At 68.9% G+C, this 26,124-nt stretch carries 21 protein-coding genes and 2 pseudogenes; 6 read left to right on the top strand and 17 right to left on the bottom strand.

The features are described from left to right. Positions 1–86: 86 nt before the first annotated feature. The 8 genes from gcvT to nudE form a co-directional block, all read right to left on the bottom strand. Entirely contained in the window at positions 87–1,199 is a 1,113-nt protein-coding gene (gene gcvT / locus AC5P9C_RS10580; protein WP_057494970.1) for a glycine cleavage system aminomethyltransferase GcvT, read from the bottom strand. Positions 1,200–1,330: 131 nt separating this feature from the next. Beyond that, positions 1,331–1,774 carry an NfeD family protein gene (locus AC5P9C_RS10575; protein ID WP_053461103.1) on the bottom strand — a complete coding sequence of 148 codons (444 nt, stop codon included), beginning with the start codon at positions 1,772–1,774 and terminating at the stop codon, positions 1,331–1,333. Position 1,775: 1 nt separating this feature from the next. Further along, positions 1,776–2,735 (bottom strand): SPFH domain-containing protein, encoded by a 960-nt coding sequence (locus AC5P9C_RS10570; protein ID WP_049469781.1) that lies wholly within the window; start codon positions 2,733–2,735, stop codon positions 1,776–1,778. 66 nt (positions 2,736–2,801) lie between these two features. Then, positions 2,802–3,104 carry an Mpo1-like protein gene (locus tag AC5P9C_RS10565; RefSeq protein ID WP_064239033.1) on the bottom strand — a complete coding sequence of 101 codons (303 nt, stop codon included), beginning with the start codon at positions 3,102–3,104 and terminating at the stop codon, positions 2,802–2,804. Between the two features lie 125 nt (positions 3,105–3,229). Next, positions 3,230–3,559: a YnfA family protein gene (locus tag AC5P9C_RS10560; protein WP_049395784.1), complete on the bottom strand. Its 330-nt coding sequence runs from the start codon at positions 3,557–3,559 to the stop codon at positions 3,230–3,232. Continuing rightward, positions 3,556–4,395, bottom strand: a complete 840-nt coding sequence (gene mazG, locus AC5P9C_RS10555) for a nucleoside triphosphate pyrophosphohydrolase (protein ID WP_343541654.1) — start codon at positions 4,393–4,395, stop codon at positions 3,556–3,558. Before mazG ends, AC5P9C_RS10560 begins: the two co-directional genes overlap by 4 nt. A gap of 14 nt (positions 4,396–4,409) precedes the next feature. After that, on the bottom strand, positions 4,410–5,213 hold the full coding sequence (cysQ, locus tag AC5P9C_RS10550) for a 3'(2'),5'-bisphosphate nucleotidase CysQ (protein ID WP_049469789.1): 804 nt from the start codon (positions 5,211–5,213) through the stop codon (positions 4,410–4,412). Next, on the bottom strand, positions 5,210–5,773 hold the full coding sequence (nudE, locus tag AC5P9C_RS10545; protein ID WP_053506078.1) for an ADP compounds hydrolase NudE: 564 nt from the start codon (positions 5,771–5,773) through the stop codon (positions 5,210–5,212). Before nudE ends, cysQ begins: the two co-directional genes overlap by 4 nt. A gap of 77 nt (positions 5,774–5,850) precedes the next feature. On the opposite strand from nudE, the gene bioA reads away from it, so the two are divergent. The 4 genes and pseudogenes from bioA to AC5P9C_RS10525 form a co-directional block, all read left to right on the top strand. Further along, positions 5,851–7,242: an adenosylmethionine--8-amino-7-oxononanoate transaminase gene (gene bioA / locus AC5P9C_RS10540; RefSeq protein WP_057494967.1), complete on the top strand. Its 1,392-nt coding sequence runs from the start codon at positions 5,851–5,853 to the stop codon at positions 7,240–7,242. Continuing rightward, complete coding sequence (locus AC5P9C_RS10535) at positions 7,233–7,970, top strand: 16S rRNA (uracil(1498)-N(3))-methyltransferase (RefSeq protein ID WP_343543571.1); 738 nt, start codon at positions 7,233–7,235, stop codon at positions 7,968–7,970. Before bioA ends, AC5P9C_RS10535 begins: the two co-directional genes overlap by 10 nt. A 157-nt stretch (positions 7,971–8,127) precedes the next feature. Continuing rightward, positions 8,128–8,241: pseudogene (locus AC5P9C_RS10530) on the top strand (16S rRNA (uracil(1498)-N(3))-methyltransferase); the annotation flags it as partial. Positions 8,242–8,395: 154 nt separating this feature from the next. After that, positions 8,396–8,509: pseudogene (locus tag AC5P9C_RS10525) on the top strand (16S rRNA (uracil(1498)-N(3))-methyltransferase); the annotation flags it as partial. Positions 8,510–8,611: 102 nt separating this feature from the next. Here AC5P9C_RS10525 and AC5P9C_RS10520 read toward each other — a convergent pair. The 7 genes from AC5P9C_RS10520 to pilG all read right to left on the bottom strand — a co-directional run bounded on the left by AC5P9C_RS10520 (position 8,612) and on the right by pilG (position 20,604). Beyond that, on the bottom strand, positions 8,612–9,076 hold the full coding sequence (locus tag AC5P9C_RS10520; protein WP_049468090.1) for a chemotaxis protein CheW: 465 nt from the start codon (positions 9,074–9,076) through the stop codon (positions 8,612–8,614). After that, complete coding sequence (locus tag AC5P9C_RS10515) at positions 9,073–10,398, bottom strand: chemotaxis protein CheB (RefSeq protein ID WP_154331062.1); 1,326 nt, start codon at positions 10,396–10,398, stop codon at positions 9,073–9,075. The genes AC5P9C_RS10520 and AC5P9C_RS10515 overlap by 4 nt, the downstream gene beginning before the upstream one ends. Beyond that, positions 10,385–17,113, bottom strand: coding sequence for an Hpt domain-containing protein (locus tag AC5P9C_RS10510; RefSeq protein ID WP_414615313.1), 6,729 nt, complete (start codon positions 17,111–17,113; stop codon positions 10,385–10,387). The genes AC5P9C_RS10515 and AC5P9C_RS10510 overlap by 14 nt, the downstream gene beginning before the upstream one ends. Positions 17,114–17,213: 100 nt before the next feature. After that, positions 17,214–19,250 carry a methyl-accepting chemotaxis protein gene (locus AC5P9C_RS10505; protein WP_049468083.1) on the bottom strand — a complete coding sequence of 679 codons (2,037 nt, stop codon included), beginning with the start codon at positions 19,248–19,250 and terminating at the stop codon, positions 17,214–17,216. A gap of 41 nt (positions 19,251–19,291) precedes the next feature. Then, positions 19,292–19,822, bottom strand: a complete 531-nt coding sequence (locus tag AC5P9C_RS10500; protein ID WP_049468081.1) for a chemotaxis protein CheW — start codon at positions 19,820–19,822, stop codon at positions 19,292–19,294. Beyond that, positions 19,822–20,184: a response regulator gene (locus tag AC5P9C_RS10495; RefSeq protein WP_005410717.1), complete on the bottom strand. Its 363-nt coding sequence runs from the start codon at positions 20,182–20,184 to the stop codon at positions 19,822–19,824. The genes AC5P9C_RS10500 and AC5P9C_RS10495 overlap by 1 nt, the downstream gene beginning before the upstream one ends. Before the next feature lie 18 nt (positions 20,185–20,202). Continuing rightward, positions 20,203–20,604, bottom strand: a complete 402-nt coding sequence (pilG, locus tag AC5P9C_RS10490; protein WP_005418455.1) for a twitching motility response regulator PilG — start codon at positions 20,602–20,604, stop codon at positions 20,203–20,205. Between the two features lie 240 nt (positions 20,605–20,844). Here pilG and gshB point away from each other — a divergent pair, with 240 nt between their 5' ends. Further along, positions 20,845–21,792: a glutathione synthase gene (gshB, locus tag AC5P9C_RS10485; protein ID WP_057494962.1), complete on the top strand. Its 948-nt coding sequence runs from the start codon at positions 20,845–20,847 to the stop codon at positions 21,790–21,792. Next, complete coding sequence (locus tag AC5P9C_RS10480) at positions 21,792–22,676, top strand: energy transducer TonB family protein (RefSeq protein ID WP_049468077.1); 885 nt, start codon at positions 21,792–21,794, stop codon at positions 22,674–22,676. Before gshB ends, AC5P9C_RS10480 begins: the two co-directional genes overlap by 1 nt. A 522-nt stretch (positions 22,677–23,198) precedes the next feature. On the opposite strand, the gene tsaB is transcribed toward AC5P9C_RS10480, so the two are convergent. Both tsaB and yoaA read right to left on the bottom strand, forming a co-directional pair. Continuing rightward, on the bottom strand, positions 23,199–23,912 hold the full coding sequence (gene tsaB / locus AC5P9C_RS10475; protein WP_343541803.1) for a tRNA (adenosine(37)-N6)-threonylcarbamoyltransferase complex dimerization subunit type 1 TsaB: 714 nt from the start codon (positions 23,910–23,912) through the stop codon (positions 23,199–23,201). 9 nt (positions 23,913–23,921) lie between these two features. After that, on the bottom strand, positions 23,922–25,970 hold the full coding sequence (gene yoaA, locus AC5P9C_RS10470) for a DNA repair helicase YoaA (protein WP_150826933.1): 2,049 nt from the start codon (positions 25,968–25,970) through the stop codon (positions 23,922–23,924). Positions 25,971–26,124 lie beyond the last annotated feature (154 nt).

Genomic DNA, 26,124 nt, shown 5'->3' with positions numbered 1-26,124 from the left:
TCCAGAGATATGCAGGGGGTGGAAAAAACGGGGCTAGTGTAACCAACCGGCCGCCACTGCTGTCAGTGACGACCGGCATGTCCGGATCAGGCGTCGGCGAGCACGCCGGGCTGGGCCTGGCCTTCGCGCACGAACGGGAACTTGACCACGCGCACCGGCACCTGCCGACCGCGGATATCGACGGTGACCTCGCCGAGCTCACCGGCCGGCACACGGGCGAAGGCGATGCCCTTGGCCAGGGTCGGCGAGAAGGTGCCGGACAGGATCTCGCCCTGGCCACTGGCCGTGGTCACCGCCTGGCCGTGGCGCAGCACGCCCTTCTCGTCCATCACCAGACCGATCATCTGGCGCGCGGTGCCGGCGGCCTTCTGCGCCTCCAGCACGTCGCGGCCGATGAAGTCGCGGCCTTCGTCCAGCGACACGGTCCAGGCCAGCGCCGCTTCATACGGGCTGATCTCTTCATCCATGTCCTGGCCGTACAGGTTCATGCCGGCTTCCAGGCGAAGGGTGTCGCGCGCGCCGAGGCCGGCCGGCTTCACCCCTGCCGCCAGCAGGCGGTTCCAGAACGCGACCACGGCATCCTGCGGCAACAGGATCTCGAAACCATCTTCACCGGTGTAGCCGGTGCGCGCGACGAACAGCTCGACGCCATCATCGGACTGCGCCTGCAGGGCGGCGAAACGCCCCAGCTTGGTCAACGCGGCACGGTCGGCTTCGCGGGCCAGGCCGATCACGATGTCGCGCGCCTTCGGGCCCTGCACGGCGAGGATCGCCAGGTCCGGACGCTGCTCGACCGAAACGCCGAACGGCGCGGCCTGCTCGCGCAGCCACGCCAGATCCTTCTCGCGGGTGGATGCGTTGACCACCATGCGGAAGAAATCTTCGTCCAGGTAATAGACGATCAGATCGTCGATGACACCGCCGCGCGGATTCAGCATGCACGAGTACAGCGCCTTGCCGGTCACCTTCAGCTTGTCGATCGAGTTGGCCAGCAGGCGACGCAGGAACGGCTTGACCTGGTCACCGCGCAGGTCGACCACGGTCATGTGGCTGACGTCGAACACGCCGGCGTCGCGACGCACCAGATGATGCTCGTCCAGCTGCGAGCCGTAGTGGATGGGCATGTCCCAACCCCCGAAATCGACCATCTTGGCGCCGAGGGCGCGGTGGGTATCGTTGAGCAGCGTCTTCTGGGTCATGACCGGGTCCGGCAGCAGAGGAAACAAGAATCCCCATTATCCCAGATCGGTCGCCCGCAGGCGTGCCGCACCGCAGCGCCGGAGCGCAAGCGCCGAGCCCACGCCCGGCGCCCGCACGAAGCGGCCCGGCTCTACAGGGAGCGGCCCGCAGCCTCGACCTGCAGCGTGCTGCCCTGCACCGCCACCACCCGCACCCACGTACCCGCCGGCAGCTCCGGGCCGCTCACCGGCCAGGACGCATCGTCGATGCTGACCCGTCCCTGGCCATCGACGATGCCCTGCTGCAGTACCACCTCCCGGCCGAGCAGCTGCTCGGCGCGGCGGTTGAGCAACGGCGCATCGCTGGGCCGTGCCCGCGGCCGTCCCCAGCGCCGGTAGCACTGGATCGACACCACGCTCAGCAGGACGAACGCGATCACCTGCCACAACAGCGGAATGTCGCTGAATACCGCAACCAGCACGAACACGGCCGCCGCGCCAATGCCGATCCACAGCATGAACGCACCCGGCGCCAGCGCTTCGGCCGCGAACAGCAGCAGCGCCAACGCGCCCCAACCAACGACTTCCCAGCGCATGTCAGCCTCCGAGCGGCGGCGGCCGCTTGCCCGCGGCCTTGTTGTCCTGGCTGGCCAGCGCCTGCTTTGCCAGTTCGGCCACGCCTGCGATCGATCCGATCACCCCGCTGGCCTCCATCGGCATCAGCACCAGCTTCTGGTTCGGCGAACTGGCCAGTTCCTTGAACGCTTCCACGTACTTCTGCGCGACAAAGTAGTTGATCGCCTGCACGTCACCCTCGGCGATCGCCGCCGACACCACCTTGGTGGCCATCGCTTCGGCCTCGGCCAGGCGTTCGCGCGCCTCGGCATCGCGGAACGCGGCTTCGCGACGGCCCTCGGCCTCCAGGACGGTGGCCTGCTTTTCGCCATCGGCGCGCAGGATCTCCGACTGGCGTGAACCCTCTGCCTCGAGGATCTGCGCGCGCTTTTCGCGCTCGGCCTTCATCTGCCGCGCCATCGCGTCCAGCAGATCGCGCGGCGGCTGGATGTCGCGGATCTCGATGCGGTTGACCTTCACGCCCCAGGGATTGGTGGCATGGTCGACCACGCTCAGCAGCTGGGCATTGATGACCTCGCGCTGGCTGAGCGATTCATCCAGGTCCATCGAACCGATCACGGTACGGATGTTGGTCTGCACCAGGGCGATCATCGCCACTTCCAGGTTGGCCACCTCGTAGGCGGCCTTGGCCGCATCCAGGACCTGGAAGAACACCACGCCGTCCACGCGCACGGCGGCGTTGTCCTTGGTGATCACTTCCTGGCTGGGCACATCCAGCACCTGCTCCATCATGTTCACCTTGCGTCCCACGCCGTACACGATCGGGATCAGGAAGTGCAGGCCGGGGCTCATGGTGTGCGTGTACCGCCCGAAGCGCTCGACGGTCCATTCGTAGCCCTGCGGTACCATCCGTACCGCCTTGAACAGGATGACCACGGCCACGAAAGCCAGTACCGCGGTAAAAAACATGGTCGGGAACATCTCGCTTTCCTTATCTGTGACGTCCAGGCCCCAGCATAGCGCGTGAAGGCCACATTCACAGGGGAACTACCAGGGCACGCGCCCGCGCAGGATGTCGGCGAACATCATCCAGTCGCCCATGAACGAGTACAGCGGGTGCTGGAATGTCGCCGGGCGGTTCTTCTCGAAAAAGAAGTGACCGACCCAGGCGAAGCCGTAACCGCAGAACAGGGCGGCCAGCACGAGGATGGCTTGCCCGCGCAGGATTGCCGCCGCAACCAGCAGCAGCACCCCGCAGCTGCCGATGAAGTGCAGGCGGCGCGACACCGGGTGGCGATGCTCGCTGAGGTAGAACGGATAGAACTCGCGGAAGCTGGCGAAGCGGGACATGCGCGTGCTCCGGGAACCTGGGTCGTCGCCATCATGCACCATCGCCGACCTTGTGGCGCCGAGCCATGCCCGGCTTGCGCGCGCCAGCGCGGTCGGCAGGAAGCGCCGCCACGCATGGCCCGGCGCTACCCTGAAGAGGTGCGCGGCCCGAACATGATCACCGCCATGCCGGCCAGGCACAGCGCAGCGCCCAGCAGGTCCCAGCGGCTGGGGCGGATGCCGTCGACCAGCCACAACCAGAACAGCGCGGTGCCGATGTACACGCCACCGTAGGCCGCATAGACCCGCCCACTGGCGGTCGGGTGCAGCGTCAACAGCCACGCGAACAGGGCCAGGCTGGCCGCGGCCGGCAACAGCAACCAGACGCTGCCGCCCTTGCGCAGCCATACCCAGGGCAGGTAGCAGCCGACGATCTCGGCCAGCGCGGTCAGCAGGAACAGGCCCAGCGTCTTCACGCTTTCTCCGCCGCCTTGGCCTGCTGCCACAGCGCTTCCTGCGCATCCAGGTCCAGTGCGGGCAATGCGCTGCCCTGTGCTTCGGCCTGCGCCTCCATCGCACGGAAACGGCGCTCGAACTTGTGGTTGGCGCCGCGCAGGGCGGCGCCCAGGTCGACATCGGCATGGCGTGCCAGGTTCGCGCAGACGAACAGCAGGTCGCCGAGCTCTTCCTGCAGCCGCGCCTTGTTGCCCGCGATATCGCCGCGCTCGAACTCCTCCCGCAGCTCCTGCAGCTCCTCGGCCGCCTTGTCCAGCACCGGCAGCGGACCTGGCCAGTCGAAACCGACCTTGGCCGCGCGCGACTGCAGCTTCACCGCACGTTGCCACTCCGGCAGGCCGCGCGAGATGCCAGCCAGTGCGGAGGTGTCCTGCTCGCCCTTGGCGGCACGCTCGGCGCGCTTGATCGCCTCCCAGTTGCGCATCACCCCATCGGCATCGTCGACGCTGACATCGGCGAACACGTGCGGGTGGCGGCGCTGCATCTTGTCGCTGATCGCGCGGGCGACGTCGGCGAAGCCGAACGCGCCCAGCTCCTCGGCCATGCGCGCATGGAACACCACCTGCAGCAGCAGGTCGCCGAGCTCGTCGCAGAGATCGTCGAGGTCGCCGCGGTCGATCGCATCGGCCACCTCGTAGGCTTCCTCGATGGTGTACGGGGCAATGGTCGAGAAGTCCTGCTCCAGGTCCCATGGGCAACCTCCCTGCGGGTCGCGCAGGCGCGCCATGATGACCAGTAGGCGTTGCAGTTGATGGCTTGCCTCGCTGCCGGTGGCAGGGGTGTCGTGCGCGCTCATGCGGCCTCCAGGAATCAGTCGGACAACCAGTCCCGCCACGGCAGGCTGGTATCACCAAGGGCGATGAAATCGCCGTTCAACAGCGTTTCGCGGCGGTTGTAGCGGAACGGCTTGCCGGTCGCCGCCGACAGCACCGCACCACCAGCGGCGTGCAGCACGCACTGGCCGGCCGCGGTATCCCATTCAGAGGTCGGGCCGAGCCGCGGATAGACGTCCAGGCCGCCTTCGGCGATCCGGCAGAACTTGAGCGACGAGCCCTGCGCGATGGTCTCGATGCGGCCCATGCGCGCCAGCAGCGCCTCGGTTTCCGGCGAACGGTGCGAGCGGCTGGCGGCAACGCGCAGCGGGGCGGTGGCCGGCGTGCGGGTACGCAGCACGGTGTCGTGCAGGCCCTGCCGCCGGTAGGCCAGCTCGCCACGCATGGCATGCCAGACGATGCCGGTGACCGGCGCCAGTACCACGCCGAAGGCCGGCGCGCCCTGGTAGATCAGCGCGATGTTGACGCTGAACTCGCCATTGCGCTTGACGAATTCACGGGTGCCGTCGAGCGGGTCCACCAGCCAGTACGCGCCCCAGTGGCGCCGTTGTTCCCACCCCACCTGTGCCGATTCCTCGGACAGGATCGGCAGGTCCGGGGTCAGCTGGCGCAGGCCCAGTTCGATGACCTGGTTGGCGGCCAGGTCGGCAGCGGTGACCGGGCTGTCGTCGTCCTTGATCTGCACCTCGAAGCCATCGGCGTACACCTGCATGATGGCCTGTCCGGCTTCCTGGGCGATGGCGATGGCGGTCTCGCGCAGGTCCGTGGTCAGCTTGATCATCGCGTTCCCTGCAGCCACTGTCGGGCGATGAACAGCGCCGCCAGCGAGCGTCCCTCGGAGAAGTCCTCGCGCAGCATCAGCTGGTCCAGATCGGCCAGCTTCCACGGCACCACTTCCAGTTCTTCCGGCTCGTCGCCGGCCAGCTTTTCCGGGTACAGGTCGCGCGCCACCACCAGCCACGACTGGTGGCTCATGTAGGTCGGGGCCAGGGTCATCGCGCGCAGCACGTCGACCCGGCGCGCACCATAACCGGCCTCTTCCTTCAGTTCGCGGTCGGCGGCCTGCTCGGGGGTCTCGCCGGCGTCGATCCGGCCCTTGACCAGCCCCAGCTCGTAGCGGTGCATGCCAGCGGCGTATTCACGTACCAGCAGCACGGTTTCGTCGTCGAGCATCGGCACCACCACCACCGCACCATGCCCACGGCTGACCAGCCGCTCGAAGCGGCGGCGTTCGCCGTTGGAGAACTCCAGGTCCAGATGCTGGCGCTGGAAGGGGCCGTTCTCCTCATCGGTGATCCGATGGATGATCGGCAAGCGACGGCCGGCACGGTCATCGTTCATGCGGGATCTCCGCGGCGACCGGCGGCTGTGCCGGGGCCGATAGAATGTGCAGGCAGCAACATGTTCATGAGCCCGAAATGCTAGCAGACCCAACCCCTTCCCCGCTGGCCAGCCATTGGCGGCAGCGCGACCTGCAGGTGCTGTGGCACCCGTGCACGCAGATGCGTGAGCATCCGGACACCCTGCCCCTGGTGCCGATCGCCCGTGGCGAAGGGGCCTGGCTGATCGACCACGATGGCAATCGCTACCTGGACGCGGTCAGCAGCTGGTGGACCAACCTGTTCGGCCACGCCGAGCCGCGCATCGGGGGCGCCATCGCCGCCCAGGCCGGGCAACTGGAACAGGTGATGCTGGCAGGCTTCGGCCACGAGCCGGCCATTACCCTGGCCGAACGCCTGCTGGCACTCGCGCCACGCCAGGCCGGCCGTGCACCGCTGGCCAAGGTGTTCTACGCCGACAACGGTTCGGCCGGCGTGGAAGTGGCGCTGAAGATGGCCTTCCAGTACTTCCAGAATCGCGGAGAGTCCCGGCGCACCCGCTTCATCGCGCTCGAGAACGGCTACCACGGCGAAACCCTGGGCGCGTTGGCGCTGGGTGACATCCCGCTGTATCGCCGGGTCTATGCGCCGCTGCTGGCCGAAGGCCTGTTCGCCCCCTCGCCCGATGCCTACCTGGCCGAACCGGGCCAGAGCGCGGCCGATCGTGCACGGCAGGCCGCCGATGGCCTGGCCACGCTGTTCGACCAGCACCCGGGGGAAGTCTGCGCGGTGGTGCTGGAGCCACGACTGCAGTGTGCCGGTGGCATGCGCATGCACGATCCGGTCTACCTGCAGCGCGTGCGCGAACTGTGCGACGCGCACGGCGCGTTCATGATCGCCGACGAGATCGCCACCGGCTTCGGCCGCACCGGCACCCTGTTCGCCTGTGAGCAGGCCGGGGTGATGCCGGACCTGATGTGCCTGTCCAAGGGACTGACCGGCGGCTTCCTGCCGCTGGCCGCAGTGCTGGCCACCCAGGCGCTGTACGACGCCTTCCTTGACGACACGCGCGAGCGTGCGTTCCTGCATTCGCACAGCTACACCGGCAACCCGTTGGCCTGCGCAGCCGCGCTGGCGACGCTGGACATCTTCCGCGACGACGATGTGATCGCCCGCAACCGCGGCATCGCTTCGGTGATGGGCACGCTGGCGGCTCCTTTCAGCGACCATCCGCACGTGGCCGACGTGCGCCAGGCGGGCATGGTGGTCGCCTTCGAACTGTCGCGCGACGGCAACCGGCGCACGCCGTTCGACCCGGCCCTGCGGCTGGGCCTGCACGCGTACAAGGCCGCGCTGAAACGTGGCGTGGTGCTGCGCCCGCTGGGCGACGTGCTGTACTGGATGCCACCCTATTGCGTGGACGACGAACAACTGGAGCTGCTGGCGCATGCGACGCTGGCAGCCATCGACGAGGCGATTGCATGCGCGTGACCCGCTGCCCCATCGACCTGGCGCTGCACAGCGGCCAGACCGTGACCCTGCCGGAAGAGACGGCCAACCACCTGGTGCGGGTGATGCGCCTGCGCGAGGGAGATACCTGCGTACTGTTCAATGGCGACGGCCATGACTACAGCGCGACGCTGACCGTGGCCGGCAAGCGCGAGGTCCAGGCCCGCATCGACGCGGTGAAGGCCGTCGACAACGAATCGCCGCTGGCCATCACCCTGCTGCAGGGCATCGCCCGCGGCGAGAAGATGGACCTGATCCTGCAGAAGGCCACCGAACTGGGCGTGGCGGCGATCATTCCGGTCAACGCCGAGCGGACCGAGGTGAAGCTGGATGCGGCACGGGCCGAGAAGCGCGTGGCGCACTGGAACAACGTGGTGACGTCGGCCTGTGGCCAGTCCGGGCGTGCACGCATCCCGCGGGTGGGTTCGCCGCTGTCGCTGGCCCAGGCCGCCACGGCGCTGCCGGCCGATACGCTGCGCCTGACCCTGGACCCACTGGGCGCGCATCGGCTGTCGACGCTGCAGGCTGCGCCGGCAGGCGGCATCGTGATCGCGATCGGCCCGGAGGGCGGCTGGTCACCCCGTGATCGCGATCAACTGGCTGCGGCCGGCTTCCAGGGGCTGCAGCTGGGCCCGCGGATCCTGCGCACGGAAACGGCCGGGCTGGCCGCGATTGCCGCATTGCAGGCGCGGTTGGGCGACCTGGGGTAAGGCAGATTTGTGGTAGTGCCGACCGCTGGCCGGCATCCACGGGAACATGACGTTGCCGGCCAGCGCCCGGCACTACCAGCTACCCGACCGGCGGATTACCGATCAGGCCGCCAGCGAATGTCGACGCAGGAAGCCGCTCCCGCTGGCGGCATCGTGATTGCAAGCGGCAGGGTTCCAGGGGCTGCAACTGGGGCCGCGGATCCTGCGCACGGAAACGGCCGGACTGGCCGCGATCGCGGCGTTGCAGGCGCGGTTGGGCGATCTGGGGTAAGGCTTCGTGGTAGTGCCGGCCGCTGGCCGGCATCCACGGGATCATGGGGTTGCCGGCCAGCGGCCGGCACTACCGGGAACCCGACCGGCGGATTGCCGATCAGGCCGCCAGCGAATGTCGACGCTGGAAGCCGCTCCCGCTGGCGGCATCGTGATTGCAAGCGGCCGGCTTCCAGGGGCTGCAGCTGGGCCCGCGGATCCTGCGCACGGAAACGGCCGGGTTGGCCGCGATTGCCGCATTGCAGGCGCGGTTGGGCGACCTGGGGTGAGGCTGATGCGTGGCAATGCCGACCGCTGGCCGGCGTCCACGGGAACATGACGTTGCCGGCCAGCGGCCGGCGCTACCGGGAACCCGACCGGCGGGTTCCCGATCAGGCCGCCAGCGAATCCAGCGCCGCTTCCAGGGCATCCAGGTTCGGCAGCAGGGCGCTCTGCTCACCCAGCAGCACGCGCATGTGCACGGTCTGCGGCAGGGTTTCCTCGGAGGCGTCGGCCAGCAGGCCATCGCGTGGCACCGAGATCAGCTGCGGGAAGTTCTGCGTCAGCAGCGCGTAGTACGGGCGCTGCGCGTTGCCGCTGAGGGACTTCAGCACCACCACCTTGTTGTGGCCGGCCACCACCTCTTCGCCCAGCCCCGAAAGCCGCGCGAACGACACCAGCGGCACCTGCCAGCCATGCCAGCCGATCTCGCCGACCAGCCAGCGCGGCGCATCGGAAACCGGCTGCACCGGCACCCGCGACATCATTTCGGCCACGGTGGCATTGGGCAGCAGCACGCGCTCGTTGCCGGCCTGGATCAGGACGCCGCGGATTTCGTCATTGCTGGCGTAGCTCATGGTGCCTCTCCGTTCTCATGCTGTTCGCCCCAGCGCGCGGCAATCGCCTGCGCCAGTTCCTGCGGCTCGCCGGCCACCATGCCGGCAGCGACCACTGCGGTGGCCGCAGCCGGGTCATAGCAGCCCTCGCCCACCTGCCCGGCCACCCATGCACCGGCGGCCGCCAGATCCAGTGCCGGACCGACGTGGGCCAGGTCGGCACCACTGAGCAGCACCAGCGCGGTGTGCCCTGCCGGCAGCGAAGCGAGCGAAATGCCCTGGGCATCGCTCTGGAAATGCAGGCCATCACCGGCCGCGCGCACGCCGATGTCATCGGCCAGCACGTGCACCTCGCCCGGTACGGCGCGCTGGCCAGCCTCGGCCAGCTGCACCGGCAGAGGCGAAACGCGCGACATCTGCTTGACCAGGTTGCCGTAGCGGCCACCGTCCAGGCGCATGTGCACCAGTACCGGGACGCTCAGCGATGCAGGCAGCGCGCCGAGCAGGCGACGCAGTGCATCCGGCCCGCCAATGCCGGCCAACACCAGCAGCGAGGCGGCCCGCGCACCGACCGGTGCCGCAGCGTCCAGGTCGACCAGGCTCAAATGATCGGTATCAAAGGCCGGCTGCGTCGCGGCCATGGGCGCCGCCACGGCGGCCGGTGCCGGGGACTCGCTGGATTCGTCGACCAGCGACCAGGCGGTATGATCGAACGAAACCGGTGGTGCCGCGGGCGCCGCCGGCTCGGCCAGCGGCGGCGGATCCAGCGGCGCCGGCACGACCGGCTGCAGCGCCGCCAGGGCCTGTTCGAGCGCGATCGGCTCGTGCAGGTGCGTCGGCGGCGAATACAGGCCGTCGGCCGGGACGTCATCGGCCCAGCTCAGCGCCTGTTCGAGGTGCGGCTGCAGGGCTTCTTCCTGTGGCGCCGGCGCGGGCGCCGGATGGCCGGGTTCCAGCTGCAGGCCCGGTTCGTCCTCGGCACCCGGCGGCAACACCTGCTGGTGGCCGTGCAGCTTGGCGGCCAGATGCCGGCCCCAACGCTGGGCCTCCCAGCCATCGCGGCGTGCGGCCAGCTCGGCTTCATCGAACACCAGGGTCAGGCCGGGGGCGGAGAGCACGGCTTCCAGGCGCTCCAGCGCGTCCTCGATCGCCGCTTCCAGCGCGATCACCACGAACTGCGGGTCCGCAGCCTGCAGGACCTGTGGCTCCAGGCCGTTCGGATCATCTTCCAGGACCAGCTGCACATCCGCATGCGACAGCGCTTCGCGCAGGCGCTCACGCGCCGCGCCGGGGCGCGCCAGCAGGGCAACGGCCGGGGCCGGATGGGCTTCACTCACGGACACGGGCGATCCCCAGCAGGTCGTACACGTTACGCATCAGGTCCAGTTCCTGGTACGGCTTGCCCAGGTAACGCTGGACACCGATCTCGAAGGCGCGCTGGCGGTGCTTGTCGCCGCTGCGCGAGGTGATCATCACGATCGGCACATCCTTGTAGCGCGGGTCGGCACGCATCGCGGTGGCCAGCTCGTAGCCGTCCATGCGCGGCATCTCGATATCCAGCAGCATCAGGTCCGGCACGCGCTCTTCCAGCCGCTCCAGTGCTTCCACGCCATCGCGGGCGACGCTGACTTCGAAGTTGTGCCGCTCGAGGATGCGACCGGTCACCTTGCGCATGGTCAGCGAATCATCGACCACCATCACCAGCGGCACCTGGCGTTCGTCACGCGGCGCATTGGCCAGCACCGGTGCGGTCGGATTGGCCAGGAAGCGGCGCACCAGCGGCGCAACGTCCAGGATCACCACCACGCGGCCATCGCCGGTGATGGTGGCACCGTAGATGCCCGGTACCGAGGCGATCTGCAGGCCGACTGGCTTGACCACGATTTCGCGGTTGCCCAGCACCTGGTCGATGGCCACGGCCGCGCGCAGGTCACCGGCGCGGACCAGCAACAGCGGCACCTGGTCCTGCCCATCCGCCCGCGCCGGGGCCTGCCCGACCAGGCTGCCCAGGTCATACAGCGGATAGTCTTCGCCGCTGTAGCGGTAGCTGCTGTCGGCGGCCTCGAAACGCTCGCGCGACAGACGACCGATGCCACTGACCGAGGCCACCGGCACGGCAAAGGTGGTGTCGCCGATCTGCACGAACACCGCTTGGGTGACAGCCAGCGTCTGCGGCAGGCGCAGGGTGAAACGCACGCCCTGGCCGCGCACCGACTGGATGTCGACCGAGCCGCCGAGCTGGCGCACTTCATTGCGCACCACGTCCATGCCCACGCCGCGGCCGGCCAGCTGGCTGACCTGGTCGGCGGTGGAGAAGCCGGAGGCGAAGATCAGGTTGTCCAGGTCCTGCTCGCTGGGCTGCGCATCGGCTGCCAGCAGCCCGCGATCGATGGCGCGCCGGCGGATCGCTTCGCGATCCAGGCCCGCGCCGTCATCGGCCACTTCCAGCACGATTTCCGAGCCTTCGCGATGCAGGCGGATGGCGACCTCGCCCTCTTCCGGCTTGCCGGCGGCGCGACGCTGCTCGGGCGCTTCCAGGCCGTGGGCCACGGAGTTGCGCAGCATGTGCTCCAGCGGCGCGACCATGCGATCCAGCACGTTGCGGTCCAGTTCGCCGTGGGTGCCTTCCAGGGTCAGGTGCACCTGCTTGCCGGTGTCCATGCCGGACTGGCGGACCACGCGACGCAGGCGCGGCACCAGGCCGTCGAACGGCACCATGCGCGCGCGCATCAGGCCATCCTGCAGTTCGGAACTGACACGCGACTGCTGTTGCAGCAGCGAGTCGTACTGGCGCGACAGATCGTCGAGCACGCCCTGCAGGCCCCCGAGGTCGGCCGCCGATTCGTTCAGCGCCCGGCTCAGCTGCTGCAGGGTGGAGAAGCGGTCCAGTTCCAGCGGATCGAACTTCTGGTCGGCCTGGTCCTGCTCACGCTGGTAGCGGGCGACGATCTGCGCTTCGGTTTCCAGGTCCAGGCGGCGAAGCTGGTCGCGCAGACGCGCGTTGGTGCGCTCCAGTTCGCCCATGGCACCACGGAAGGCACCCAGCTGCTGTTCCAGCCGCGAACGGTAGATCGCCACTTCACCGGCATGGTTGACCAGGCGGTCGAGCAGATCCGCGCGCACGCGCACCTGTTCCTGCTGCGGGCGTGCCAGCGGATCTTCATCGACCCCGCCTTCGGCCGGCAGCGGCGCCGACAACGGCGCATCGAGCAGGGCCGGTGCCGGGACCGCGTCCGGTGCCTGCGCCGTTTCGGCAACAGTGGCTTCGTACGCGGCTGCCGCTGCGGCTGCGGACGCCGCCGCAGCGGCGGCGATGTCGGTGGTGGTGCGCACTTCGAACGCGTCCACCAGGTCCTGCGCCGGTTCCACCACGCGGTGGTCGCCCGTGCGGGTCAGCAGCTGGTGCAGGCGATCGAACCCGCGCTCCAGCAACTGCACATCGCGGCGTTCGATGTCGGTGCGACCGGCAGCAACGGCTTCCAGCAACGATTCGATGCTGTGGCCCAGATCGCCGATGGCATTGATGCCGGCCATGCGTGCACCACCCTTCAGGGTGTGCAGGTCACGCTGCAGGCCGGCCAGCACCTCGCGGTCCTGCGGCGCATCGCGCAGTTCGCTGATCAGGCCGTCGCAATGGTCGAGCAGGTCCTTGCCTTCCTCGACGAAGATGTCGACCAGTTCGCGATCATAGACGCTGAAGTCAAGTGCATCGGCACTCTCTTCCGCCACCGTCGCGGCGGCAGCCTCGGCTGCCTCGGGTTCAGATGCAACGCCTTCGGCCGGATCGGCTTCCACGTCATCCAACGCGGTGACCGCCCCTGCGTTGCCGATGTCGGCGTGGCCTTCGGCCTGGCCCGGCGCGTCTTCCATTTCGAAGAAGCGCACCGGTTCGGCGGTGCCCGGCGCTGCGTCTGCGGCCGCCTGCTCGTTCACCGTCGCCGGGGACGGCTGATCGGCGCTCTCTCCTTCACCGATCGCCGCCTCCCCGCCGACGTCCGCATCCTCGGCAAAGGCTTCCGCCTCGCCCGGCGCGAGTTCGCTGGCCTGCAGGCCGAGCACGGGCCATTGCCCGTCGTCGGCCAGGGGCTGCTCTTCGTCGATCACGTGCAGGCCGGCCTCGAGCGCGGCTTCCAGCGAGACCGGTTCTGCAAACCCCGGCGCAGCCATTTCATCCTGCAGGCTCGACAGCTCGCTGTCGAGTGGCAGTGCAACAGGCGTCTCGAACTCCACCGCGTCGGCGAGGTCTGCACGCTCCGGCGCTGCCCCATTCAGGTCAGGGGCGACGGATTCGGCAGTCGTCGGATCTTCTTCCGCATCGCGGTCGTCGACCGGCAGCGCACTGGCGTCCAGGTAGGGCGACAGATCGTCGACGACGGTCAGCCCCGCCTCGTCGGACAACGGCGACACGCGCTCGGCCTCCGCCTCGACCTTATCCGCCTCGGCTTCCTGTGCCACCTCCGCGGCCTGGATCGATTCACCCTCCGGCAGGCCCAGCTCGCCCTCGCCCGGCGCGGACGGCCATTCCGCATCGAAATAGCGCGACAGATCGTCGCTGGCAGTCAACTCGCCCACCTCCAGCCCGGCCTCGACCGCCGCGTCGGCAACTGCGGTAGCCCCAGCATCGGCAAGCGCGTCGTGCTCCGGTACCGGTTCGGCAGGCGACAGCGACAGGGCATCGGTTTCGACGTCGACGGGCGCCGATGCGTCCGCCTCCGATTCCGCCGCCGGTTCGTCCTCCAGCGCCAGCTCGTCGTCGTCGGCTTCCAGGCCGACCATCGGCCAGCGCGCTTCCGGCAGCTCGCCGGCCAGCGCCTGCAGGCGCTGCGCCAACACCTGCTGCGGCGCGATGCGCGGCTGTTCGGCCTGCAGCGCTTCCATGGTGGCGGTGATCGCCTGCGCGGTCGCATCCAGGGCGGCCACGGCGTCTTCGCCCGGCACCACCTCGGCCGCCAGGGCGCGCTTGATGTAGGACTCGGCCCCGCCGGTCACGGCGGTGATCTCGGGCACTTCGGTCATCGCGAAGGCGCCGTTCATGGTGTGCACCGCGCGCAGCAGTGCATCGCTGACCGGCAGCGGCGCCTGCTGCGCCGAACGCAGCCAGTCCTGCAGCGTGGCCTGGTGGACTTCCACCTCGGCCTCGAGAATCTCGCGCAGCACGCTGTCGATGTTGGCCGGCGTGCCGATGGCCTCGGCCTCGGCGGTTTCGCCCGCTTCCGGACCTGCAGCCTCGGCCTCGAGAATGCGGCTGATCTCGTCTTCGGCGTCGGCATTGCTCTCCGCCGCCACCGATGCGGCAGCGCCCGGCAGCGGTACGTAGTAGGTTTCCTCGCCTGCACCGACGCGATCGGCGATGGCCTGCATGGCCTGCAGGTCGACGCTGATGCGCTGGCCGTGGCGCAGCGCCGCGTTCAGCTGTGGCAGCGCCGCATGGGCGTTGTCGACCATGGCCAGCACCGCCGGCGACGCGGCGCGGCTGCCATCCAGCACGCGGTTGAGCATGCCTTCGATCTTCCAGGCGAACTCGCCCAGGGTGCGCGCGCCGACCAGGCGGCCGCTGCCCTTGAGGGTGTGGAAGATGCGGCGGATCGGACGCAGCCGGTCCATGTTGTCCGGCTGCATGCGCCACGCCGGCAGCAGCGTGCCGAGGTTGGCCAACTCATCGTCGAACTCTTCCAGGAACACCTCGCGGATGTCCTCGTCGATGTTCTCGGCATCGTCGTCAAAGCCGGCGTCGAAGCCCGCATTTGCGTCGGCGTCGGCCGCATTCGCAACCGCCGTTTCCGGGGTTGCAGCCGCGGCCATCGCCTGCGGATTGAAATCGGCAGCCGCGGCACTCAGCTCGGCGAAGAACTGGGCATCGGCTTCGCTGAAATCGATCGGCGCGATGGTGTCGATATCGATCACCGACACGGCCGGAGCGGACGCTTCTGCAGTCGCAGCCGCCTCTTCGGGCGTCGGCAGCGCAATGGATGGTGCCGGCGGCTCATCCGCGGCCGCATCCATCCCGGGCTCCGTCGCCTGCACGGCATCGGCCTGCGGCGGCATCACCGCATCGGCAAACTCCAGCGAAGCCGGCAACCCGGCGTCGTCATCCAGCGACAGCGTCTCCATCGCATGCAGCGACAGGACATCGTCAGCGTTGTCCAGTGCGTCGGCGTCGAAGCGGAACACCACGTCATCGGCCACCGCAACCGCATCCTGTTCCGCGGCGACCGGATCGAACGCCGGTGCAGCATCGAACTCGGCGACGGAGGCCAGCACTGCGTCGGTCGGCTCGTCGCTGGCAGGCGCATCGACATCCTCAAGCACCTGTGGCGCCTCGGACAGCGACCACTGCGGTGCACCGGCGTGATCGCTGTCGGCCAGTTCGAAGCTGACGGGATCGAAACTGGCGAACGTCGGCGCGCGTTCGTCGGCGGTCGCGAGCGCTTCGGCTTCGGGGTAGAACGGCGCCAGCTCCCACTGCGGGACATCCGGCGCAGGTGCGCTGGACGCGGCAAAGACCAGTGCTGCCTCGGCATCTTCCTGCGTTGGCAGCGGCGAGGCGCCAGCATCCAACGGGCTGGCGGCCACGACGCCTGCGGTGCCCAGCGCGCCGAACATCAGGCTGTTGTCAGGCACCCTCGGTGCCGGCGTGGCCGGCGGCGGATCGAAGGTGAAGTCCGGCAGCGGTACCGGCACGTCGCCGGCCGCGGGCGCAGCAGGCTGCACCGGCACCTCGATGCGCTCGGGCTGCAGCGGCTCGGCCTGCAACGCAACCGGCTCGCGTTCAACCGGCAGCAGTGCCGGCGCTTCCGGTGCGGCAGCGTTGCGTTCGGGCAGCGGCCAGTAGCGCAGTGCCTCGAGGCTGCTGCGGGTGATTTCGAGAATATCCTCGCGACCCGGGCGGCGGTCGCGCAGCGCTTCCAGGTAGTACTCCAGGCTGGCCATGGCATCGGCCAGGGTGTCCAGCTGGCGGCCGCTGGGTACGCGCTGGCGGCCGATCAGCTCGGCCTCGATGTACTGCTGCACGCCGCGCAGGTAGTCGGCGGCAGTACCCAGGTCAAGCATGCGCAGGGCGCCGGACACATCGCCCAGCAGGCGCGGGACATCCTGCAGCTCGGCATGGTTCCAGCTGGTTTCGATGAAGGCGACGAAATGCTCGCGCGCGGCGGCGAAGTTGGCGATGGCTTCATGCGCCAGCACCTCCACCGTGCGCCGGTTCTCGACCGCGCTCGGGTCGTCCTCGCCACTGCCGCCGGCGCCCAGATGGGCGACCTGATCGTCCAGCGACGCATCGACGTACAGCAGCGCGCCGGCGATATCCAGCAGCAGGTTCTCGTCGATCTGCTGGCGGCCTTCGACCACGCCACGCAGCGCGTCGCGCTGCTGCACGACCACGCCGCGGGCCACGCCCAGGCCCATCATGCCCAGCGTATCGGCCACGGCGCCGAGCTCGTTGGCCTGGGTCTGCAGCTGTTCCGGCGCACCGCCGGTGCGCAGGTGCAGGTCCAGCGCATCCTTGATGCGCAGCAGTTCTTCCTTCACCGCACTGCCGACCGTGTCGAGCAGTTCGCGGTTGCGCCCGCTCAGGCTGCCCCGGGCATGGTCCAGCTCGGCCTCGGTGGCGGTGACGCTGTCCGGCGCAAAGGCCAGCAGCACGCTGTCATTGACGCCTTCTTCGCCGCGCGACGCACGGATCTCGTTGAGCAGCGGCATCAGCACGATCGGAATGTCGCGATGGCCGTTCTGCAGGCGCTCCAGATAGTCAGGCAGCAGCACGCTGCCACGCATCAGGGTCGCGCAGGCTTCGTCCCGGTCGGCCACCTGGCCGGCGCCGATGGCATTGGCCAGCTGCTCCAGCTCTTCGGCCACCATCGCCGGGGCATACAGCTCGACCATGCGCAGGGTGCCCTGCACCTGGTGCAGGTAGCCGGCGCAGATGCGCATGCGGCTGGCATCGCTCGGGTCTTCCGCGTAGTACTCGACCTCGTTGCGCACCTGGCGCAGGGTCTCATCCAGCTCGGGCTTGACCCAGCCCAGTGCTGCGTGGCTCATCGCATCGCGCAGACTGCTCATGGACGCGCTCCGTTCGCCGCCGCGCGGTGGCCGCGCGAGTTCTGGCGTGGGGAATGGAAATGCTTCATCGACTGGTTCCTTGCTCGCCGCCCTGCCCGCGTCACGCCGGCAGCTTGAAGTCGGCGACCGAACGGCGCAGGTCCGCCGCCAGCTGCGCGAGGTGGCCGATCGACTCTGCGGTCTGCCCGGCACCCTGCGAGGTCTGGCCGGTGATCTGCCGGATCACGCCCATGGTGCGGGTGATGTCCGAGGCCGCGGCCGACTGCTGCTGGGCAGCGATGGAGATGTTCTTGATGAGGGTATTGAGAGCGTTGGACACGCGCTCGATCTCGGTCAACGCGGTACCGGCGTCCTCGGCCAGGCGCGCACCGGATACCACTTCGGCCGTGGTCTGCTCCATCGAGGTGACCGCTTCATTGGTATCGGCCTGAATGGCCTGGACCAGGTTTTCGATGCGTCGGGTCGCACCCGAGGTACGTTCTGCCAGGCGCTGCACTTCGTCGGCCACGACCGCGAAGCCCCGGCCGGCTTCACCCGCCGACGCAGCCTGCACCGCCGCGTTCAGCGCCAGGATGTTGGTCTGCTCGGAAATGTCATTGATCAGTTCCACGATCGAACCGATTTCCTGCGACGACTCACCCAGGCGCTTGATGCGCTTGGAGGTTTCCTGGATCTGGTCGCGGATCTGGTCCATGCCCTGGATGGTCTCGCGCACCACGCCGGCACCTTCGGCGGCGATCACCACCGAGCGCTGTGCCACGTCGGCCGACTCGGCCGAGTTGCGCGACACCTGCTCGATGCTCGCTGCGATTTCACCGATGCGGTCCGAGGCGGAGGTGATCTGGTTGGCCTGGTGGCCCGCCGCCTCTGCCAGCTGCATCGCGGTGGCCTGTGTTTCCTGGGTGGACATCGCGACCTTGGCCGAGGTGTCGTTGATGGTGGTCACCAGGTGGCGCAGTTCGTCCACCGCATAGTTGATCGCGTCGGCGATCGCGCCGGTCATGTCCTCGGTCACCGACGCCTTCACCGTCAGGTCACCCTCACCGAGCGAGGAGATTTCGTCCAGCAGCCGCATGATCGCCTGCTGGTTGCGGCTGTTGAATTCCACCTGGGTCTGGTAGCGCAGTTCCTGTTCGCGCGAGCGGCTGCGCACGTTGGTGGAGACGAAGCCGATGATCGCGATCAGCGACAGCGCGCCGGACACCACGCCGATCCAGAAGTTCGGGAACAGGCGGGTGTCGGAGACCGAGCCGAACGAGGAGAACGCATCGAACAGCTTGCGGCTGTCGTCCAGCATGTGGGCCGAGCCCTGGCCCAGCGCGGTGGCGGCGGACTGCGCCGCGAACAGCTGGCGCGAGCTGGCCAGGATCGCGTCGGCGTCCTGCTTCATCGCTTCCCACTTCTGCTGCGACTGCTCCAGTGCGGCCACGGCGGCGCCGCCGCGCACGGCGGTGATGCCCAGTTCCTCGTTGCCATTGCGCAGGCCGTCGAGCACCTGCGAGAACACGGTGATGTCACGCGCCAGCGCATCACCGGAGGTCGCTGCGGCGCTGCCACCGGCACGCATTTCGGTCACGCGGCGCGCCATCGAACCGGCCACCACCACCTGCTGCAGTGCGCTGTACACCTGCGACGAAGGGGCGCCGGAGGCGGACATCGCGCGCACCAGCTCGTTCAGCTGGGCCTGCAGGCCCGGTACCGCGCCGGTGAAGTTGTTGGCATTGCCGGCCAGCGCCAGCACCGCCGGCTCGCTGGCCACCAGCTGCCCGGCCTGCTTGCCCAGCGGCGCCCAGGTTTCGCCCAGGGTGGCGATGGCGCCGGACACGCCCGGCTCCTTGCCATAGCGGCCCTGCAGCGTCGACACGTTCTGTTCGATCGCGTTGCGGGTGGCCTTGAAGGCGGTGAAGGCCTGGGCATTGCCGCCGACCGCGTCACGTCCCTGGTTGGCCAGCTGCTGCGACAGCACCTGCAGGTCGGCGGCCTTGGAACCGGCGTCGGCGAGGCGACTGCCCTGCCAGGTGGCGACGCCGGTATTGACGCCGAACAGGATCATCGATGCCAGCAGCAGGAACAGCCAGAGGTTGCTGCCGCCCAGCCGCAGCTTGCCGGTCTTGGTGGCGTCCGAAGCAGTACTCATCGTTCAACCTCGATCTTCAATGCAGGGGGCGATGCCCGGCCTCAGGCCGCGGCTTGCCGGAATTCAGGGGTGCGCGACAGCAGCGAGAGCGAGAACACGCCCCAGTCGTGGCCGTCGGCATGGAAGGCACGGTCAACGAAATGGCCGTAGCGACCTTCGGCCAGCGTGCCCGCTTCGATCTGCTGGTCGAGCTCGAAGCTGCGCTGGCCGAACAGTTCATCGATGGTCAGTGCGACGTCGCCGCCGGCCTGGCGCATGATCAGCACGCGCTGGCCTTCCTGCTGCACGGTGCGCGTGCCTTCCAGGAAGTACTTCAGGTCGACCACCGGGAACAGGTTGCCGCGCAGGTTGCCCACGCCCAGCAGCCAGGGCTGCGCGCAGGGTACCGGGGTCACCGGCGGCATCGGCACGATTTCCACCACTTCGCGGAAATCGGACACCAGCCGGCGCTGGCCGACGCGGTAACCCACGCCACGCCACAGGTCCTGGGCGAACTGCCGCCCGGGCAGCTGCACTGCATGGGCCAGGCTGCGTCGTTCGTAGGCTTCAAGAATGTCGAAGGGCGAGCGCATCAGGCCACCAGTTCGTTGATCCGCGCGATCAGTTCATCCTCGCGCGGCGGCTTGACGATGTAATCGGCCGCGCCCTGGCGCAGGCCCCAGGCCTTGTCGGTTTCCATCGCCTTGGTGCTGACGATGATCACCGGGATGTGCTTGATCGCCGCATCGCGGGCCATCGCCCGGGTGGCCTGGAAGCCACTCATGCCGGGCAGGACCACGTCCATCAGCACCAGCTGCGGCACCTGGTCGCGGACCAGCTGCAGGCCATCCTCGGCGTTGTCCGCTTCCAGCACCTCGTGGCCGGCACGGCGCAGCCACTGGGTGAACACCGCGCGGTCGGTCGGTGAATCCTCGATCAGGACGATACGAGCCATTGTGCCTTTCCCCCCTGGTCAGGCGTTGACGTATGTGCGGATGGCACCCAGCAGTTCTTCGCGCGTGAAAGGCTTGGTCAGGTATTGCTCCGAGCCGACGATGCGCCCCCGCGCCTTGTCGAACAGACCATCCTTGGATGACAGCATGATCACGGGGGTCGCCTTGAACAGCTGGTTCCCCTTGATCAGCGCACAGGTCTGGTACCCATCCAGGCGCGGCATCATGATGTCGACGAAGATGATCTGCGGTTGCTGGTCTGCGATCTTGGCAAGCGCTTCGAAGCCGTCGGTGGCGGTGACCACCTCGCAGCCTTCGCGCTTGAGCAGCGTTTCCGCAGTCCTGCGGATGGTCTTCGAATCATCGATGACCATCACCCGGAGTCCTGCGAGTTCCCCGCCCGCAGTCGTGTTTTCAGTCATTGCCTATCCCCAAGCGCACGGCCCAATCTCTGGCGGGAGCCGCTGCGAAAGCGTATCTATATCGCACTTTCCGCGCCCGCTTCAAGGCCGGCCTGCCGCGCAGGGGGTAGCACCGGGCTGAACGTGACCGGGTTCGCAATGACTGCGCCGCCGGCAGGCGGACGCTGCGTTGCAGTCCGCCGGGGAGGCGCGCGGCCAGCGTTGCCGCTACCATCAACGCCTTGCCTGACAGGTGCGCCCATGCCGTTGAACGTCATCGTGGTGATGGATCCCATCGCCCACATCAAGATCGCCAAGGACACCACCTTCGCCATGCTGCTGGAAGCCCAGCGCCGCGGCCATGCCCTGCACTACGTGCGACCGGGCGGCCTGGCGCTGGAAGGTGGCGTGGCGGTCGCCCAGACCGCGCCGCTGCAGGTGCGCGACGACCCGGCCGGCTGGTATGAGCTGGGCGCGTTCAGCCGTACCGCGTTCGGTCCCGGCCAGATCGTGCTGATGCGCAAGGACCCGCCGGTCGACGCCGAGTACGTCTATGACACCCAGGTGCTGGACGTGGCCGCCGCCGCCGGCGCCTGCGTGGTCAACAACCCGCAGGGGCTGCGCGACTACAACGAGAAGCTGGCCGCCCTGCTGTTCCCGCAGTGCTGCCCGCCGACCCTGGTCAGCCGCGATGCCAAGGCGCTGAAGGCCTTCGCCCTGGAACACGGCCAGGCCGTGCTGAAGCCGCTGGACGGCATGGGCGGCCGCTCGATCTTCCGCAGCGGCCAGGGCGATCCGAACCTGAACGTGATCCTGGAGACCCTGACCGACGGCGGCCGCAGGCTGGCGCTGGCCCAGAAGTTCATTCCCGACATCACGGCCGGCGACAAGCGCATCCTGCTGGTCGACGGCGAACCGGTCGACTACTGCCTGGCGCGCATCCCGCAGGGTGACGAGTTCCGCGGCAACCTCGCGGCCGGCGGCCGCGGCGAAGGCCGCCCGCTGAGCGAGCGTGACCGCTGGATCGCCGCCCAGGTCGGGCCGGAGATGAAGCGCCGTGGCATGCGCTTCGTCGGCCTGGACGTGATCGGCGATTACCTGACCGAAGTCAACGTGACCAGCCCGACCTGCGTGCGCGAGCTGGACGCGCAGTACGGCCTGAACATCGCTGGCACCCTGTTCGACGCGCTTGAGGCCGGCCTGCGCTGATGGAGGCCGCACCCGCCGTCCTGCCGCCGCCGCGGCGCGAAGCGCAACGGCTGGGCGCCACCGTTGCGTTGTCGGTCGTGGTCCACGCCCTGCTGATCCTGGGCGTGGGCTTTGCGGTGAAGGGCGATGCACCCCTGGTGCCGACGCTGGAGGTGATCTTCAGCCAGACGCGCACTGCGCTGACGCCCAAGCAGGCCGACTTCCTTGCCGCGGCCAGCCAGGAGGGCGGTGGCGAGCACGACCGTGCGCAGCGCCCACGCGACAACCAGGCCGGCATCGTGCCGCAGGCCCAGGCCGGACTGAGCCCGGTACCGCAACAGCAGCAGTCGGCCGCCCCGGCGCCCCCGCCGCAGGCGCGGGTGGTCAGCAGCCGCAACGGCGAAGAGGCGGTGGCCCAGGCGCAGGCGCGCCCGACACCGGAGCAGCCGGAACCGGATGCACCGCTGACGGCACGTGAGCAGCGTGATGCCGAAATGGCGCGGCTGGCGGCCGAGGTGCATCTGCGCTCGGCGCAGTACGCCAAGCGCCCGAACCGCAAGTTCGTGTCGGCCAGCACGCGCGAATATGCCTACGCCAATTACCTGCGCGCCTGGGTCGACCGCGCCGAGCGCGTCGGCAACCTGAATTACCCGGACGAGGCCCGGCAGCGCCGGCTCGGCGGCCAGGTGGTGATCAGCGTCGGCGTGCGCCGCGATGGCAGCGTGGAGAGCAGCCGGATCCTGCGTTCGAGCGGGACGCCGCTGCTGGATGAGGCGGCGTTGCGGGTGGTGCAGCTGGCCCAGCCGTTCCCGCCGTTGCCGAAGACCGAGGACGAGATCGACATCCTGCAGGTCACCCGCACGTGGGTGTTCCTGCCGGGTGGCACCCTGCACGACGACCGGTAGGGTTTTGTTGCTCGGGCCTGCGGCCCGGGACCCGCTGGACGTCAACGTCAACGTCAACGTCAACGTCAACGTCAACGTCAAAAGCGGCGGTTGGGCTTTGAGTTTGGCGGGGCGGTGTGGGCTTGCAGGACACGCCGTAAACCCATCCATGGGGGCTCGATGGCGCCATCCATGGCGCCAACGGTCCTGCAAGCCCACACCGCCCCACCTCTGACAGATCGCGGCGTATCACGTCCCGCTCCGCTGTTGATAGGTGTCGACCTTGGTCGACACACATCCACGCCACGCGTGGATGCGAGCGAAGCGACCCGCTTTTGACTTTGACTTTTCTTTTCTTGATTTTCCGTGGCGGACGCACACGGAAACTGTCAGTGGCCGGGCGGGTGGGCTGCGCAGGGGCGTGAGCCGCATGGATGCGGCGACCGAGCTTACAGGGACGTACTTGCAGCGCCCCCTGCGCAGCCCACCCGCCCGGCCAAACCACGGCTTTTGATCTACGCGACCAATCCCGCCACGAGGGGCTCAGCCGTTGGCCTTCGCCTTCGCCTCGCGCGCGGCTTGCTGCTCGACCAGGGTCAGCGCCACGTTGTCGCGCAGGTAGGCCGGCTCGACCTTCTCCGGTGCAATGGCTTCGCCGCGCGCGAACGCCGGCACCGCCAGTGCGAGCACGTCCGACGCACGCGGCAATGCCGTGGCGTCGAAACCGCGCAGGCCTGTACCGAGCTGCGCGACCAGCGCACCCTCGGCTGCGGCGAAACCGGTACCCACACCGTAGACGGACAGCCTTTCCGGCAACGCCACCGCCGCCGGCGCGCAGACGCGCTCGGCATCGCGCGCCACCGGCAGGCCGTCCACGCGCTCGAAGCGGGCGACATACAGTTCGCCCATCCGCGCATCGATCGCCGACAGGAGCTGCGTTTCCCCGGCCGGTGCGCGCAGCGCCAGCACCTGCAGCGTCGAGACCGGCAGCAGCGGGCGGTCCAGCGCGAGGGCGATGCCCTGGGCGATGGCAATCGCCAGGCGCACGCCCGTGAATGCACCCGGGCCGCGACTGAGCGCGATGCCATCGAGCTGGCGACGGCTGATGCCGGCGTCGGCCAGCAACGCCTCGGCCCATGGCAGGCTCAGCTCGGCATGCCGGCGCGGGGCGATCTCGAACCGTTCCAGCACCTGCCCATCGACATGCAGGGCAACGGAACAGGCTTCGGTGGCGGTTTCAAAGGCGAGCAGTTTCATCGGATCGGGTCAGAACAGGGGGAACGTGGCACCGTGAGTGGGCTCCGGGCCCGCCACGGTGGCCTCCGGAGCAGCCGCATCGTCGGCCACGGGCGCCCATTGTGGCGCAAAGAAGGCCTGCACATCGGCCAGGCTGCGGGTGCGGCGGAACGGCGGCAGTGAATCCAGGAAGACCCGGCCATACCCCCGGTTGAGCAGGCGCGGATCGCACAACACCAGCACACCACGATCGCTTTCGCTGCGGATCAAGCGGCCGACGCCCTGCTTCAGGGCGATCACCGCCTGCGGCAGCTGTTCGTCGCGGAACGGATTGCCGCCCTGGCTGCGGATCGCCTCCAGCCGCGCTTCGTAGACCGGATCGTCCGGTGCCGCAAACGGCAGCTTGTCGATCACCACCACGCTCAGCGCTTCGCCGACAACGTCCACGCCTTCGCGGAAACTGGCCGAACCGAGCAGCACGCCGTTGCCCGACTCGCGGAAGCGCTGCAGCAGTGTTGCGCGTGGTGCCTCGCCCTGCACGAACAACGGCCATGGCCCATCCCGCAGTGCCTCGGCGGCCTCGCGCAAGGCGCGGTGCGAGGCGAACAGCAGGAACGCCCTGCCCTGCGAGGCCTGCAGCACCGGCCGCAGGGCCTGGATCAGCGCGGTGCCGAATCCGCGCGCCGCCGGATCGGGCAGGCCTTCGGGCAGGTAGCACAACGCCTGCTCGGGCCAGTTGAACGGGCTTGGCTGGACCAGCGTGTGGGGATCGTCCAGGCCCAGGCGCGTGGCGATATGGTCGAAACCACCGCCCACGGTCAGCGTGGCCGAGGTGAAGATCCACGCCGCACGGCTGCGTTCGCGATGCTCGCGCAATGGGCCGGACACATCCATCGGCGTGCGCTGGCAGCGGAACCCGCGCGGCGTGAGTTCGTACCACAGCACATCGGCGGGACTGGCAGCGTCGGCCGGGTCGGTATCGAAATCGAGCGCTGGCGCATCATCGCCCAGCCAGCGACCGAGCCGCGAGACTGCCTCGCGCGCCCGTGCATGGCAGGCATCCAGGCCCGCCGCCGCTTCGCGCAGCGGCTGCAAAGCCTGCTCGAGCGTCACCAGGCCGGCCATCACCGTATCGAATCCGTCGCGGACCTGCGGCATGGCCAGCGCACGCCACTGCGTACCCCGCAGCGGCAGCCCTTCCATCGCCGAACGCAGCGCCAGCAATGCCTGCTGCAGCTGATCCACCGGTTCCTGCAGGGCCGACTGCGCGCCCCCTACGCCGCGCGCCTCGGCCAGGCAGTCGCGGCCCAGTTCCTGCCATGGGCGCATGCCGAACCCCTCGCCGAAGAACTGCGCAGCCAGTTCGGGCAACTGGTGTGCCTCGTCGATGACAAAGGCCTGCGCCCCCGGCAGCAGTTCGCCAAAACCGTCCTGCTTCAGGGCCAGATCGGCCAGCAGCAGGTGATGGTTGACCACCACCACATCGGCGGCCTGCGCACGTTGCCGCGCACGCACCACGAAGCAGTCATCCCAGAACGGGCAATCGGTACCCAGGCAGTTGTCGACGGTGGAGGTGACCATCGGCAGCAGCGGCGAATCATCGGCCAGGCCATCGAGCTCAGCGATGTCGCCGAACTCCGAGCGACCGGACCAGGCCAGGATGCGCTGGAACTGCGCGGCCTGTTCGGGGTTGGAGAACCGCGGTTCGCCGCGGGCCTGCTGCAGGCGGTAGCGGCACAGGTAATTCGCGCGCCCCTTCAGCAGTGCACTGCGCAGGCCGACGCCGAGCGCCTGGCGCACGCGCGGCAGGTCGCGATGGTAGAGCTGGTCCTGCAGCGCGCGGGTACCGGTGGAGATGATGGTGCGCAGCCCGGAAAGCAGCACCGGCACCAGATAGGCGAAGGTCTTGCCGGTGCCGGTACCGGCCTCGGCCAGCAGCAGGTCACGCTGCTGCAGCGCGTCGGCGATGGCTTCGGTCAGGTGCAGCTGTGCTGGACGCGGGACAAAGGCATCCAGGTGCGAGGCGAGCGCGCCGCCGTCGCTGAGGGCTTCGCGGCTGGCATGGACAAGGTCGGACATCAGAGGGAGAGGATACCCGGCCGGGCGCTGCCCGGCACCCGTTTCAAGCCAGGGCAACAGCAACGGCAACGACAGTCATGGCTCTGGGTTGCACTGAGGGCAGGCGGGGGACTGTGAGTTTGCGGGGACGCCGTAAACCCGTCCTTGGGGGCTT

Source organism: Stenotrophomonas sp. YJH_SMC_10 (assembly GCF_059371555.1).
This window is presented reverse-complemented; position numbering and strand designations above follow the sequence as displayed.

What these genes read in the sequence shown, in the direction of transcription:
- gcvT (WP_057494970.1), bottom strand. Translation starts at nt 1,199, where the DNA reads ATGACCCAGAAGACGCTGCTCAACGATACCCACCGCGCCCTCGGCGCC.
- AC5P9C_RS10575 (WP_053461103.1), bottom strand. Translation starts at nt 1,774, where the DNA reads ATGCGCTGGGAAGTCGTTGGTTGGGGCGCGTTGGCGCTGCTGCTGTTC.
- tsaB (WP_343541803.1), bottom strand. Translation starts at nt 23,912, where the DNA reads ATGAAACTGCTCGCCTTTGAAACCGCCACCGAAGCCTGTTCCGTTGCC.
- AC5P9C_RS10500 (WP_049468081.1), bottom strand. Translation starts at nt 19,822, where the DNA reads ATGCGCTCGCCCTTCGACATTCTTGAAGCCTACGAACGACGCAGCCTG.
- AC5P9C_RS10565 (WP_064239033.1), bottom strand. Translation starts at nt 3,104, where the DNA reads ATGTCCCGCTTCGCCAGCTTCCGCGAGTTCTATCCGTTCTACCTCAGC.
- AC5P9C_RS10520 (WP_049468090.1), bottom strand. Translation starts at nt 9,076, where the DNA reads ATGAGCTACGCCAGCAATGACGAAATCCGCGGCGTCCTGATCCAGGCC.
- AC5P9C_RS10495 (WP_005410717.1), bottom strand. Translation starts at nt 20,184, where the DNA reads ATGGCTCGTATCGTCCTGATCGAGGATTCACCGACCGACCGCGCGGTG.
- AC5P9C_RS10570 (WP_049469781.1), bottom strand. Translation starts at nt 2,735, where the DNA reads ATGTTCCCGACCATGTTTTTTACCGCGGTACTGGCTTTCGTGGCCGTG.
- bioA (WP_057494967.1), top strand. Translation starts at nt 5,851, where the DNA reads ATGCTAGCAGACCCAACCCCTTCCCCGCTGGCCAGCCATTGGCGGCAG.
- AC5P9C_RS10505 (WP_049468083.1), bottom strand. Translation starts at nt 19,250, where the DNA reads ATGAGTACTGCTTCGGACGCCACCAAGACCGGCAAGCTGCGGCTGGGC.
- yoaA (WP_150826933.1), bottom strand. Translation starts at nt 25,970, where the DNA reads ATGTCCGACCTTGTCCATGCCAGCCGCGAAGCCCTCAGCGACGGCGGC.
- cysQ (WP_049469789.1), bottom strand. Translation starts at nt 5,213, where the DNA reads ATGATCAAGCTGACCACGGACCTGCGCGAGACCGCCATCGCCATCGCC.
- nudE (WP_053506078.1), bottom strand. Translation starts at nt 5,773, where the DNA reads ATGAACGATGACCGTGCCGGCCGTCGCTTGCCGATCATCCATCGGATC.
- AC5P9C_RS10510 (WP_414615313.1), bottom strand. Translation starts at nt 17,113, where the DNA reads ATGAGCAGTCTGCGCGATGCGATGAGCCACGCAGCACTGGGCTGGGTC.
- AC5P9C_RS10535 (WP_343543571.1), top strand. Translation starts at nt 7,233, where the DNA reads ATGCGCGTGACCCGCTGCCCCATCGACCTGGCGCTGCACAGCGGCCAG.
- AC5P9C_RS10480 (WP_049468077.1), top strand. Translation starts at nt 21,792, where the DNA reads ATGGAGGCCGCACCCGCCGTCCTGCCGCCGCCGCGGCGCGAAGCGCAA.
- mazG (WP_343541654.1), bottom strand. Translation starts at nt 4,395, where the DNA reads ATGAGCGCGCACGACACCCCTGCCACCGGCAGCGAGGCAAGCCATCAA.
- gshB (WP_057494962.1), top strand. Translation starts at nt 20,845, where the DNA reads ATGCCGTTGAACGTCATCGTGGTGATGGATCCCATCGCCCACATCAAG.
- pilG (WP_005418455.1), bottom strand. Translation starts at nt 20,604, where the DNA reads ATGACTGAAAACACGACTGCGGGCGGGGAACTCGCAGGACTCCGGGTG.